Genomic DNA, 13,386 nt, shown 5'->3' on the forward strand with positions numbered 1-13,386 from the left:
GGGTTGTCGGTCACTTCGTCTCCTCGGGCTCGAAGATCGTCGACCACGCCTCCCGGCTGGTCAGTTCGGGGTACGCGGCGCGGTAGCGCTGCTTCATCTCGTCGAAGCGGCGGTCCACCTCGCGGTGCACGGCCAGGCTCTCGCGCATGAGCGCGAACATCTTGTCCCGGTCGCGCTGCCGGTAGACCACGCCGCGGCCGTCGGCGGTGGTGACGGTCACCCCGTCGACCCTGCCCAGGCTGAACCAGCGCGCCTCGAGCGGAGGGTAGTTGGCCTGCGGCACCTCGTGGTTGCGCGGGTCGGCGGGGCGCAGGTTGTTGCGGACGGCCTTGGCCAGGGTCGCGACCTTCGTGACGGGGTTGAGCGGGATCCTCGTGCCGAACGCGGTGGCCTGGCCGCTGGTGCGGGGCAGCTCGGTGGCGCTGGGCAGCACGACGGCGTCCGGGTACTCCTTGCGCATCGCGGCGATCTTCGGCAGCGCGGTGGGCAGCAGCTCGTGGAGCGCCTCGGGGCCGCGCAGGAAGTCGCGCATGGCCTCGATCTGGATCGCGACGGTCGAGTACTCGAGGCACAGCAGGTGCTTCATCAGCGCCTTGATCGAGCTGGTCATGATGCCGCGGGTGCTGCCCTCGTGGTGGATCGCGGCGACGACCAGCCGGTTGCGCAGGTGGAAGTACGCCTGCCAGTCGATGGCGTCGTCCTTGTCGGACCAGGCCATGTGCCAGATCGCGATGCCGGGCACCGTCGCCGTCGGGTAGCCCGCCCGGGCGGCTCGCAGGCCGTAGTCCCAGTCGTCCCACTTGATGAACAGCGGCATCGGCAGGCCGATCTCCTCGGCGACGACGCGCGGGATCAGGCACATCCACCAGCCGTTGCCGTCGACGTCGATGCGCCGGTGCAGGTTCTTGCTGTTCTCCTTGTCCTTCAGCGGGTACTCGGAGAAGTCGTGGTCGTACTCGACGAAGGGCGCCGCGGTCCACATGAAGGCGTTCCGGTCGATGACCTCGCCCATGCAGTGCAGGTGGCTGCGGTCCTGCAGGTTGAGCATCTGCCCGCCGACCAGCATCGGGGACTTCGCGAACCTGGCGAACGCGAGGGCGCGCAGGATCGAGTCGGGCTCGATCGCGATGTCGTCGTCCATGTACAGCACGTACGGGCTGTCGGTCAGGCGCAGCGCCTCGTACATGATGCGGCCGTAGCCGCCGGAGCCGCCGAGGTTCCCCTGCTCGAAGCGCCGGTAGCGCTCGCCGAGCGGCGCGATCGCGGCCTCGTAGTCCGGGTGGTCGATGACCTTCCTGTTGCCCTGGTCGGGCATGAGGACCGCGTCGATCACCTCGTCGACCAGCGGATCGCTGGTCAGGGCGGCGATCGCGGCGACGGCGTCGTCGGGCCGGTTGAAGGTGGGGATGCCGACGGTGACGCGCTTGGCCGGCAGGCCCTCCTCGCCGATGGTGGCGTACCAACCGGCGGAGAGGATCTCGGTGTCGCTGTCGGCGGTCACGTCGAACCAGATCCAGCCGCCGTCCTCGAACGGGCCGAGGTCAGTGGCGAACTCGGCGACGCCGTAGCCGGTGGCGTCGGTCTCGACCAGGCCGCCGCCCAGGGCGATGCGGGCACCGTCGACCTTGGAGCGGTAGAGGTCGACGCGGGCCGTGCCCTTGAGCTCGATCCGCAGGACCACGTCCGTGAGCACCGTCCAGCGGCGCCAGTACGACGCGGGGAACGCGTTGAAGTAGGTGGCGAAGCTGACCTCGGACTCACCGGCGACGTTCAGCTGGGTGCGGGTGGGCGCGTGCGAGCGGCGCGAGTTGGTCTCGGCCTCCTCGATGTACAGCGATCGCACGTCGAGGGGCTCCCCCGGGCGCGGCAGGATGACGCGCTGCAGAAGGGTTTTCGCCTGGTTCGTCACTGTGCCGTCTCCTCGGTGAGCGCGGCACCGGTTTCGAGGTGCGGACGCAGCGTGTTGTCGAACATCGACAGCGCGCTGGCGATGGCCATGTGCATGTCGAGGTACTGGTAGGTGCCGAGGCGGCCGCCGAAAAGCACCTTGCGGTCCGCGGCCTCGGTCTTGGCCAGCGCCCGGTAGGCCGCGAGCATCTCGCGGTCCGACGGGGTGTTGATCGGGTAGTAGGGCTCGTCGTCGTCGTTCGCGAAGCGGCCGAACTCGCGCATGATCACGGTCTTGTCCGTGGGGTAGTCCCGCTCGGGGTGGAAGTGGCGGAACTCGTGGATACGGGTGTACTGCACATCGGCGTCGTTGTAGTTCATCACCGGGGTGCCCTGGAAGTCGCCGGTGGGTAGGACCTCGGTCTCGAAGTCCAGCGTGCGCCAGCCGAGGCGGCCTGCGGAGTAGTCGAAGTAGCGGTCGAGCGGGCCGGTGTAGACGACGGGGGCGTCGGGGCTGGCGGCGCGGATCTCATCGCGGACGTCGAACCAGTCGGTGTCCAGCCGCACGTCGATGAGGTCCGACGCGGCCATGTTCTCGAGCCAGGCCGTGTACCCCTCGACGGGCAGGCCCTCGTGGGTGTCGTTGAAGTAGCGGTTGTCGAAGTTGTAGCGCACCGGCAGGCGGGTGATGTTGCCCGCGGGCAGGTTCTTCGGGTCGGTCTCCCACTGCTTGGCCGTGTAGTGCTTGATGAAGGCCTCGTAGAGGGGGCGGCCGATCAGGGAGATCGCCTTCTCCTCGAAGTTCGCGGCGTCCTTGGAGTCGAACTCGGCGGCCTGCTCCTGGATCAGCGCCTTCGCCTCGTCGGGCGTGAAGTAGCGGCCGAAGAACTGGCTGACGAGGCCGAGGCCCAGCGGGAACTGGTAGGCCTGACCCTTGTGCATCGCGAAGACGCGGTGCTGGTAGCCGGTGAAGTCGGTGAACTTGTTGACGTACTCCCACACCCGCTCGTTGGACGTGTGGAAGAGGTGGGCCCCGTACTTGTGGATCTCGATGCCGGTCTCGGGCTCCGCCTCGGAGTAGGCGTTGCCGCCGAGGTGGTGCCGGCGCTCGACGACGAGGACCCGCTTGCCCAGCTCAGCGGCCGTGCGCTCGGCGATGGTCAGGCCGAAGAAGCCGGAGCCGACGACGATGAGGTCATAGGACTGGGGAGAGGAGGTTGCCACGGACGTTCAGGGTACCGGCCGGACGGCGTCCATGACGCCACCCGGCCCGGCGCTGTGACCGAGGCCGGCCGGCGCCGGTTCCCCGGAGCCGGTCGGCACGGCCGTCGTCACTGCGGCGCGCCCGGCACCGTCGGGACGGCCAACGGGGTGGAGCCCGCGGCCGGAGCCGGAGCGGCGGGGGCAGCCGGGGTGGTCGGCGCCGCCGGGGTGGCAGCGGCCGCCGCGGGGGCCGACGGTGCCGCGGGCGCGGACGGGACGGCCGGGGTCGCCGCGGCGCTCGACGGTGCGCCGGGCGTCACCGGCACGGCGGGCACGCCGGACGCGGCACCGGTGGACGCCGGGTTGACTCCCAGCAGGTCGCCCCAGCCGGGGATCAGGTTGAGCAGCGGTAGCGGCGGCAGGCTCGGGGCGCCGCCGGACGCGAAGGCGGTGACCCAGTTGAGCAGCGTCGTGGGCGCCGCGACGCCCGAGGGCACCACCTGGGCGCCGTTCGCCTGCGTGTAGTAGATCGTGCCGTTCTGATACGACTGGAACATCGACCCGTCGGGGAAGGTGATCGGGTTCGAGACCGCCTTGCCCAGCGTGCCGGCCTCGCCGCCCGCACCGGCGTACGCGGCTTCGACCGCGGCCTTACCGGTCACGGCCTGCGCCACGGGCGCGACCGCGGAGGCGGCCGGCGGCCCGGGGATCCCCGGGATCACCGGCGCGGCGGGCGCGGTCGGGGCCGCCGCAGCGGCGGGGGCCGCCGGAGCAGCGGGCGTCGCGGGTGCGGCCGGGGCCGCGCCGGGCACCGTCGGGACGGCCGGTACGGCGGGTGCCGCTGTGACGGCGGACGCCGCTGCGGTCGCCGAACTGGCGGCCACAGGCGCGGACTGCGCGGCGTTCGGCGCGGTCGGGACCGGGTTGAAGGGGTCGACGGGGGCCGCCACGATCTGCCGGTCCACGACCTGCCCGGGGACCGGTGCCGGGGTGGAGCCCGACGGTGCGGTGCCCGCGCCGGGAGCGACGGGCGCGGGAGCCGCGCCGGGAGTGCTCGGGGCGCCGGAGGCGGGCGCCGCGGCCGGAGCCTGGCCGTCGATGGTGAACCAGTCCGAGCGCAGGCCCAGCTTCTTGCGGACGTCCGCGCCGGTCGCGGTGACGGTCTTGCCGGCACCGACGATCTCGACGGCCTCGACGCGGGCGGCCTGCGCCGACTGCGTCTTCGTCACGCGGATGGACTTGAACGTGCCGACGCCGAACTCCTGCGCGATCTTCGCCGTCGGGACCTTCTGCGTCCAGTTCCGGTAGGGCGAGACGACGTCGCCGTCGTCCTTGACGGCCGTGAAGTCGCCGCCCGCGGTGAAGCCGCCGGTGGAGCTGGAGAACTCGGTGGACACGGCGTAGCCGTTCTTCGCCATGACCAGGCCGGCGGTGCTCGCGACGGCCTTGTCGGTGCGCGGGTCCTCCTTCGAGGCGCCGCCGTAGACCTGGGAGTCCTGGGTGTCGTTGTACGTGTCGCCACGCTTGGCGCCCTCGGCGAGCGCGTAGGACCGGGCGGCGATGGCCTGGGCGCGCAGGGCCTCGTAGCCGCCCTGATCCGCCCACTCGACCTTGCTCTCGACCGGGACCACACCGCGCAGGTAGTCCTCGATGTTGACGACGTTGAAGACCTTGCCGTCCTTCGCGGCGACCGCGCCGCGGTAGGTGGCGTTGGTGCCGCAGAACTTCAGGAGCTCGGCCGTCGGGCGGTTCGCGGCCGCGTTCAACGGGTTGATCGTCGCGTCCCCGGCCGGGACGGTCTTGACGACGGGGCCGCCGCAGCCGGTCGTGATGACGGCCTTGTCGCCGTCGATGCGCACGGCCTGGCCGGGCGCGACCTGCTGATCGCCGATCTTGGCGCCTGCCGGGGCGAGGACGTTCGCGGTCTTCTGCGTGGTGAGCTGCACGCGCACGGGCAGGTTCGTGTCCGCACGGGAGAGCTGGGAGCCGCCGTAGTAGTGCGCGACGATCTGCTCGGCCGTCCATCCGGACTTCGCGTAGCCGAAGGCGCCCCACTGGCCGAGTCCCCGGCCGTGGCCGTTGCCCTGACCGGTGAAGGTGACCTCGCTCCCCGCCGTGAGCTGCGGGTCGCCGACGATGTTCGTGGTGCTGAGCAGTGCCGCCGCGCCGCCCACGGCCAGTGCCGGGAGCATCGCCAGGGCGACGGTACGCCGTACGCGGCGGCGACGCGGGCCACCGTCGATCCATACGGGCATGGTTTCTCCTTAGCTCGACGCAGGTGAGCCGTGCCCGGACGGGACAAAGCTCAACGTGAGGTCGAGACTAACACCATCAACAACATTCGTCACGTAAGCAACATAAGTCACACAAGTCACACCAGGAGAGCAGACGGCTGGGGCGAATCGGGTGCGGGAGCCGATTGCTAGCGGTTTCGGCGGAAGGATCGCACGTCGCGATCACAGAAACGACTAGCAATCATCGGCGGCCGCGCCGGCGCCCCCAACCGGCCCGGCCGGACTTCGCACCGTCGGACTCCTTAGAACCAGCGCTCCAGGACCCGGGCCACCCCGTCGTCGAGGTTGGTGGCGGTGACGAGGTTCGCGGCGTCGAGGGCGACGGGGTGCGCGTTCGCCATCGCGACGCCGACCCCGGCCCAGCGGAGCATCTCCGAGTCGTTCGGCATGTCGCCGAAAGCGGCGGTGCGGACGTCGGCGGCGAGACCGAGGTGCTCCATCGCGGCGCGGATGCCCGTGGCCTTGGTGACCCCCGGCACGTGGAACTCGATGAGGCCGTTGTTGGTGGCGTAGGTGACATCGGCGACACCGTCGAGGTGCGGGACGATCCGGGCGGACATCTCGTCGGAGGTCATCCCCGGCTGCCGGACCAGGAGCTTCACGGCCGGGTGCGCGAGCACCTCCGCGTCGGCCGCGGCGACCGTGTCCGGCTCGAGCCAGGCGTGCTGGTACCCGGTGGACGCCGCGAACCGCGGGGTCGCGGAGTCGTGCTCGCCGCGGGCCACACGCTCGGCGGCGAAACCCGCGCCGGGGAGGTAGCGGCGGATCAGCTCTGCGACGGTGTCCAGCAGCTCCGGCGACATCAGCGACGCCGAGACGACCTGCGAGGTCGCGGTGTCGTAGAGCACCGCACCGTTCGCGCACACCGCGAGCGGCGCGAAGTCGAGCTGCGCGGCGATCGGGTCGACGGCGCGCGGCGGCCGCCCGGTGGCCAGCACGAAGTGCCCGCCCGACGCCTGCACGGCGTTCAGTGCGACGTGCGTGCGCAGGCTGATCCGCTCGTCGTCGTCGACCAGGGTCCCGTCGACGTCGCTCGCGACCAGAAGCGGGGCCGGGCCGAGGACGTCCAGCCCCGGCGCCTCGGGCACGGGCACGCCCGGCACCGTCGGGCGGACCGTCGAATCCCGGACGCCGAACTCGCTCCGGGCGCCGTCAGGCACCGTCGGCCTGCCGGTCCTCCCGGAGACGGCGACGCTCGTCGAGGTCGGCGGCGTCCATCGCGTCGGCCTCCTCCAACGTCGGCGCGGTGCCGCCGAGGCGCGCGGGCACCCAGGGCTCACCCTGCGGATGCGGGCCGTACAGGTCCTGCAACTGCAGCAGCATGGCCTGCATCGACTCCTTGAGCCGCGCGGTCAGCTCCTCGGGCGGCCCGACGGGGTCGAGCGGATCGCACACGCCGATGACGATGCGGAACTTGTTGCGACCGAGCTTCTTGGGCAGGCCCTTGGTCCAGATCTGCTGGGCTCCCCAGACCACGACGGGGATGACCGGCACGCCGGCCTCGATCGCCATCCGGGCCGCGCCGGACTTGAAGCCCTTGAGCTCGAAGCTGCGACTGTGGGTGGCCTCGGGGTACACGCCGACGAGCTCGCCGGACTTCAGCGCCGCGACCGCCGCGGCGTACGCGTCGGCACCGGCCTCGCGGTCGACGGGGATGTGGCGCAGCGCCCGCATGATCGGCCCCGACTTGGAGTTGTCGAAGACCTCCTTCTTCGCCATGAACCGCACCTTGCGCCGGCCGGCGGCGTAGGCGGGCTTCCCGGCGAAGGGGAAGTCGAGGTAGCCGGTGTGATTGATGGCGACCACAGCCCCGCCCGTGCGGGGGAACTTATGGAAGTCCACCTCGGTGAACTTGATGCCTTGGAAGGCCCACATACCGCGGGCAACTTCGAGAATCGTTCCGTAGACGGGTTCCACACGGCAAGAGTAACCGTGGCCACGTCTGCGCGGTGCCGCAGCCGAGGAGTCGGCGCTCCCATTACGCTGTACTGGTCAGTGAAACAGGCGAAAGGCTTCACCGTGCAGGTCACCAGCGTCGGGCACGCGGGTTTCCACATCTCCACCGCCGCAGGCACCATCCTGTGTGACCCGTGGGTGAACCCCGCGTACTTCGGGTCGTGGTTCCCGTTCCCGGACAACACGCAGCTGGACTGGAAGACACTCGGCGACGTCGACTACCTCTACGTCTCCCACCTGCACCGCGACCACTTCGACGCGAAGAACCTGGCCGAGAACGTCAGCAAGGACGCCACCGTCCTGCTACCGGACTACCCCGTGCCGGACCTGCGGCGCGAGCTGGAGAAGCTGGGCTTCACGAAGTTCTTCGAGACGCAGGACTCGGTGAAGCACACGATCAGCGGGCCCAAGGGCGACCTGGACGTGATGATCATCGCGCTGCGAGCACCCGCGGACGGCCCCATCGGCGACTCGGGCCTCGTCGTCTCCGACGGCGAGACGGTGCTGTTCAACATGAACGACGCCCGCCCCGTCGACATGGAGGTGCTCGACGAGTTCGGCGGCATCGACGTGCACCTGCTGCAGTACTCGGGTGCCATCTGGTACCCGATGGTCTACGACATGCCCAAGGGCTCCAAGCGCCGCTTCGCCGAGCAGAAGCGCCAGCGCGGCATGGACCGCGCCCGCAGCTACGTCGACCAGGTGGCCGGCACCTGGGTCGTGCCCTCGGCCGGCCCGCCCGCCTTCCTCGACCCGGAGCTGCGCTACCTCAACGACGAGGGCCGGGTGGACCGCGAGAGCATCGGCGGCGACCCGTCGAACATCTTCCCGGACCAGATCACCTTCCTCGAGCAGATGAAGAGCAACGGGAACGATGGCGGACTGCTGTTCATCCCCGGTACCGTCGGCGAGTTCCGCGGCAAGGAACTCGTTGCACTGACCCACCCGGTCTCCGAGGCCGAGGTGATGGACATCTTCGAGAACAAGACGGCCTACCTCGACGCCTTCGCGGCGCGCCAGGCCCCGGTCCTGGAGGCCGAGAAGGCCACCTGGGCACCCGACGACGGGGTGCCGCTGCTGGGCGCGCTCAAAGCCAAGTTCGAGCCGATCATGCAGGCGTCGGCGCTGATCAGCGACGGGATCGGCTACGCGGTCGGGCTGGAGATGGCCTCGCCCGACGGTGCCGTCGAGACCGTGGTGCTCGACTTCCCGACGCGCACCGTCCGGGCCCCGCAGGAGGGCGACGGCAAGTACCGCTACGGCTTCCGCATCGCCGCCGAGCTGGTGCGCACCGTGCTCCGCGACGACGAGCCGGACTGGGTGAACACGATCTTCCTGTCGACGCGGTTCACCACGTGGCGCATCGGCGGCTACAACGAGTTCCTCTACACCTTCTTCAAGTGCCTCACCGACGAGCGGATCGCCTACGCCGACGGCTGGTTCTCCGAGGCGCACGACGACACCGCGTCGACCGAGCTGGACGGCTGGGAGGTGCAGCGCCGCTGCCCGCACCTCAAAGCGGACCTGTCGACCTTCGGTGTGGTCGACGGCGGCAAGCTCACCTGCAACCTGCACGGCTGGCAGTGGGACCTCGAGTCGGGCCGCTGCCTGACCTCCAGCGGCCACGAGATCCGCGCGAAGAAGCTGACATGAGCGGGCAGAATCCGAACCGGCGGCCGCCGAGCAACCGGCAGCGCGTCGAGGACTACTACGGCGTCCACGACACGGGCATGGGCTCGCGCCCGGCACCCCCTCCCGCTCCGAGTGGCCCGACGGTCCCGCCCACTCCCCCGACGGTGCCGCCCCGCCCGTCCGGCACACCCCCGCAGGGCCAGGTCCCGCCGGCGCCGCGGCGTCCGCGGGTGATCCCGCCGCCGGAGGTCCAGGTCGCCGCGCAGGAGGCTGCGCGCGCCGCGGCGGGCGCACCGCCGCAGGCACCGGGTTCGCCGTCGGTCCCGCCCACGGGGGCGCCGTCGGCCCCGCAGCCCGGCGGTCAGGCGCCCGAGGCGAGAGCCGGCAAGCCCGACCCACTGACGGACCCGCTGACCTCCGAAACCTTCCAGGGCGTGCAGCAGGCGTCGGACACCTTCGACACGGGTGTCGTGGGCGGCTTCGGCTACAGCGCCACCACCGGCCCGCAGACGGCGTCGAACACCTCCGCGACCGCCTTCGACGGGGGCTTCGATCAGTTCGCGCCGCCCCGGTTCGAGCCGCGCGCCGAGGGCCGCACGGAGGACCTCTGGGCCGAGCCCGTCGCGTCCTCGCCCGACGGTGCCGACCAGACCTTCGAGGCCACGTTCGCCCCGCACGACGAGCCTGTGGCCGAGACTCTCGACGAGCCGGACGATTCGTACATCGACGTCGAGGTGGTCGACGTGGAAGTGCACGCGCACGAGGCGCCGGAATCTGCTGCGGATGTGGCGGCGGACGTACCTGCGGATGCTGCGGCTGATCTCGACGAGGACGCCGTGGCCGACATCGACGAGGAGCCGGTTCCGGCGTACGAGTCGGAGATCCGGGACGGCGAGGTGCCCGAAGCGGAGGTGCAGCACGCGGAGTTCGTGGATCATGAGCACGACGCGGACGAGTCCGACGCGGACGACACGGGGGACGCGGACGCCGACGAGGAGTCCGTCGCGGCCGAGGCTGCGGCTGCGGCTGAGGAGGCTGCAACTGCCGAGGAGCCGGCGCAGCCGGTGTTCCGCGAGCCGCTCGCGATCGATCCGTTCCCGTACACCCAGATCGATGAGACCTACGTCGACGCCGAAACCCTGCACACGCTGCAGGCCCAGCACGAGCCGAAGGAACCCGGTGACATGACCGAATTCAACGAGTCCCTGACCGAAGCGATGAACATCGACGGCGCGCTGGGCGTCGCGCTGGTCGACGCGCAGAGCGGCATGGCGCTGGCCACGGCGGGCGAACCGTCGAGTTTCAATCTCGAGGTGGCTGCTGCGGGCAACTCCGCGCTGGTCCAGGCCATGGGTCGCACGCTCGGCGACATGGACCTCGACGATCACATCGAGGACATCCTCATCACGCTCGGCACGCAGTACCAGATCGTTCGCCCCATCAACCAGGGCTCCGACGACCTGTTCCTCTACCTGGTGCTGGACCGCTCGCGCGCGAACCTCGCGATGGCCCGCTTCCGCCTGACCAAGCTCGCGGAGCAGATCGAGGTCTGATCCGGCGCGGCCCGTCGGTCCGTGGGTCGGGCGCGGCCCCCAAGGGCCTGCCGGTCAGGCCGCGCGGGCGTCGTCGAGGCGGGTCGTGCCGAGCGGGTTACGCCCCAGCGCCACCCGTGCCCGCAGGTCGACGAGGTAGGCGCGGTAGAGCAGGCTGCCCGGGAACACCCGATCCGCCACGCCGACGAGGCGCATGAGCCGCTCGAGTCGGCGCTGCTCGGCGTCGCTCCACGACCAGCCCATCGCCTCCCGGATGCGGGGGTGGACGGTGCCGCGGGTGAAGAAGTTGTACGGCCGGCCGAGCAGCGCGGCGAGCGCGACGCCGATCGGGCCCCACGGCTCGCGGACGAACCGCAGCGTGGCGAGGTCGTCGAGGTAGGCGCGGACCTCGGGGGCGATCTCGACGTCGTCGAGCGACTTCTCCCAGTAGGCGGTGAAATCCACCCAGGTCTGCGGCCACTCCTCGGCGGTCACGTTCACGCCCGTCGCGAGCACGGAGGCCTCGACGGTGAGCCGGTCCAACACGGGCTCGTCGAGCGGGCCGTGCACCAGCTCGTACTGGTCGACGTAGTAGTAGAACAGGCACGCCGCGACCCAGAGCTGCAGTTTCCGGGAGTTGCCGCTGTAGCGGACGGGACTGTCGTCCGTGGAGTAGACGTGCGAATGCACCTCCGCGATGGCCCGGCGATACACCGACCGATCCCGCTCCGAGCCGTACAGCGCGACGGCCAGGTACTGCGTCGTCGTCCGGGCCCGCTTGAGCGGCCGGTCGACCACCCGGCCCGACGCCACTCGACTCTCCTCGACACCGTGCCCGACGCCCGGGATCGCGAGCTGCATCACGACATTGGCCGCGTTGTTCGACAGCCCCGCCAGGGTCACGAGATCGTCCAGGGTCTCCGGCGTCCGCCGCCGCATGCGATAGATCTTGGTCATGAACCTATCGTGAACCACATCACACGCGTTGGCAAGAGTTTGAGAACATTCATTTACATCAACGCGATCGGGCTGACACAGCGTCACTTGTCATCAACCCTTTCCAGCGACACTCGGATCCCGTCCACAATGGACACCACGTCCGAATCGGACAGGAATCGAGAGTCGACAGCGCGAGCCGACCCACATGACGCACCAGCATTCGCGATCTAACATTCAAGAGTGACGTACACGTACAACGCCCTGCCGCACCCGGATCTCCCGCCCGCGGCGCCGATTCCCCCGGCGCCACCGGCCTCCATCGTCCGCCACCGGCTGTGGGGTCTTGATCTGGCGATCGCGATCGCGACGATCGTGGGTCAGATCGCGATCTGGGTACCATTACTCACTGCGCAGGACATGAACCGACTGTCGATGAGCGCCGGACTGTTCATGACGGTCGGCCTCGCGCTGGGCGGTTCGACGTTCGGCGCGTGGCTCGTCCGCTGCGTCGTGCTCCTCGCCCAACGGACTGTGAGCGTCTGGTACGTCGTCGCCCCGACCGTGGTCGTCGTCCTCGGCGTGCTCGCGATGGCAGTCGGAGTGGCACAGCAGATCTAGCCACCCACGAAGGCACTACGGGCGCAGCACGTCCGTCCCGATGAACGGCTGCAGCGCTGCGGGGACGCGCACGGAACCGTCGGGCTGCTGGTGGTTCTCCCAGATCGCGACGAGCCAGCGCGTGGTGGCGAGGGTGCCGTTCAACGTGGCCGCGATCTGCGGCCTACCGTCGGAATCGCGGTACCGAATGCCCAGGCGACGGGCCTGGAAGGTGGTGCAGTTCGACGTCGACGTGAGCTCGCGGTAGCGGCCCTGCGACGGCACCCAGGCCTCGCTGTCGAACTTCCGCGCCGCCGACGAGCCCAGGTCGCCCGCGGCCACGTCGATCACCCGGTAGGGCACCTCGACGGCCGCGAGCATCTCCTTCTCCCAGTTCAGCAGGCGCTGGTGCTCGGCCTCCGCGTCCTCCGGCTTGCAGTAGACGAACATCTCGATCTTGTCGAACTGGTGCACGCGGATGATGCCGCGCGTGTCCTTGCCGTACGAGCCGGCCTCGCGCCGGAAGCAGCTCGACTGCGCGGCGTAGCGGACGGGACCGTCGGACAGGTCGAGGATCTCGTCCATGTGGTACCCGGCCAGGGGCACCTCCGAGGTGCCGACCAGGTACAGGTCGTCGGCCTCGAGGCGGTAGATCTCGTCGGCGTGCGCGCCGAGGAAGCCTGTACCGGCCATGACCTCGGGCTTGACCAGCACGGGCGGGATCATCAGCGTGAAGCCGTTCGCCACGGCCTTCTGCACCGCGAGCTGCAGCAGCGCCATCTGGAACAGTGCGCCGTGGCCCTTCATGAAGTAGAACCGCGAGCCCGAGACCTTGGCGCCGCGCTCCATGTCGAGCAGGCCCAGCCCCTCGGCGAGCTCGAGGTGGTCCTTCGGGTTCTCGATCTCCGGGATCTCGCCCACGTGCTCGAGCACCACGAAGTCGTCCTCGCCGCCGGCGGGCACGCCGTCGATGATGATGTTGCCGATCTTGCGCGCAACCTCGTCGAAGGCCTCGTCCGCGCGGGTCTGCTCGGCCTCGGCCTCCTTGACGCGAGCGGCGAGCTCGCCGGCCGCGGCGACGAGGGCCTTGCGATCCTCGGGGGCCGCCTTGCCGATCGATTTCGACGATGCCTTGTGCTCGGCCCGCAGGGTGTCGGCCGCCAGCACCGCAGCCCGACGGTCCGCGTCCGCGGACAGCAGGGCGTCGACCAGCGCCGGATCCTCTCCACGGGCGCGCTGCGAGGCGCGTACACGGTCGGGGTTCTCGCGTACCAGCTTGACGTCGATCACGAGGGCCAGCCTATTACGGCACCGTCGCCCCACCCCAATTGATATCCGCGCGCCCG

At 70.3% G+C, this 13,386-nt stretch carries 10 protein-coding genes; 3 read left to right on the forward strand and 7 right to left on the reverse strand.

The genetic code is table 11. The features are described from left to right. Positions 1-10 precede the first annotated feature (10 nt). The 5 genes from AXK61_RS11260 to AXK61_RS11280 form a co-directional block, all read right to left on the reverse strand. Positions 11-1,909 (reverse strand): glycosyltransferase, encoded by a 1,899-nt coding sequence (locus AXK61_RS11260; protein WP_068745365.1) that lies wholly within the window; start codon positions 1,907-1,909, stop codon positions 11-13. Beyond that, positions 1,906-3,111: a UDP-galactopyranose mutase gene (glf, locus tag AXK61_RS11265; RefSeq protein WP_068745367.1), complete on the reverse strand. Its 1,206-nt coding sequence runs from the start codon at positions 3,109-3,111 to the stop codon at positions 1,906-1,908. The genes AXK61_RS11260 and glf overlap by 4 nt, the downstream gene beginning before the upstream one ends. Before the next feature lie 107 nt (positions 3,112-3,218). Continuing rightward, complete coding sequence (locus AXK61_RS25890) at positions 3,219-5,345, reverse strand: SpoIID/LytB domain-containing protein (protein ID WP_068745369.1); 2,127 nt, start codon at positions 5,343-5,345, stop codon at positions 3,219-3,221. A 281-nt stretch (positions 5,346-5,626) separates the two neighbouring features. Further along, positions 5,627-6,454 carry an HAD family hydrolase gene (locus tag AXK61_RS11275; protein WP_068575239.1) on the reverse strand — a complete coding sequence of 276 codons (828 nt, stop codon included), beginning with the start codon at positions 6,452-6,454 and terminating at the stop codon, positions 5,627-5,629. 82 nt (positions 6,455-6,536) lie between these two features. After that, complete coding sequence (locus AXK61_RS11280; RefSeq protein ID WP_068745371.1) at positions 6,537-7,301, reverse strand: lysophospholipid acyltransferase family protein; 765 nt, start codon at positions 7,299-7,301, stop codon at positions 6,537-6,539. A 102-nt stretch (positions 7,302-7,403) separates the two neighbouring features. Between AXK61_RS11280 and AXK61_RS11285 the strand changes: the two genes are divergently transcribed. Then, complete coding sequence (locus tag AXK61_RS11285; protein ID WP_068575238.1) at positions 7,404-8,993, forward strand: Rieske 2Fe-2S domain-containing protein; 1,590 nt, start codon at positions 7,404-7,406, stop codon at positions 8,991-8,993. Then, a complete protein-coding gene (locus AXK61_RS25700) occupies positions 8,990-10,525 on the forward strand; it encodes a roadblock/LC7 domain-containing protein (protein WP_231855517.1) in 1,536 nt (511 codons plus the stop codon). The genes AXK61_RS11285 and AXK61_RS25700 overlap by 4 nt, the downstream gene beginning before the upstream one ends. Positions 10,526-10,579: 54 nt before the next feature. Here the strand turns inward: AXK61_RS25700 and AXK61_RS11295 are convergent, their stop codons facing one another. Further along, positions 10,580-11,461, reverse strand: coding sequence for an oxygenase MpaB family protein (locus tag AXK61_RS11295; RefSeq protein WP_197466796.1), 882 nt, complete (start codon positions 11,459-11,461; stop codon positions 10,580-10,582). A 222-nt stretch (positions 11,462-11,683) separates the two neighbouring features. Here AXK61_RS11295 and AXK61_RS11300 point away from each other — a divergent pair, with 222 nt between their 5' ends. After that, on the forward strand, positions 11,684-12,061 hold the full coding sequence (locus AXK61_RS11300) for a hypothetical protein (protein WP_068745373.1): 378 nt from the start codon (positions 11,684-11,686) through the stop codon (positions 12,059-12,061). Positions 12,062-12,076: 15 nt separating this feature from the next. On the opposite strand, the gene serS is transcribed toward AXK61_RS11300, so the two are convergent. Continuing rightward, complete coding sequence (gene serS, locus AXK61_RS11305) at positions 12,077-13,330, reverse strand: serine--tRNA ligase (RefSeq protein ID WP_068573611.1); 1,254 nt, start codon at positions 13,328-13,330, stop codon at positions 12,077-12,079. Positions 13,331-13,386: the final 56 nt, after the last annotated feature.

It is taken from the genome of Tsukamurella pseudospumae, assembly GCF_001575205.1.
In the GTDB taxonomy this organism is placed as follows: domain Bacteria; phylum Actinomycetota; class Actinomycetes; order Mycobacteriales; family Mycobacteriaceae; genus Tsukamurella; species Tsukamurella pseudospumae.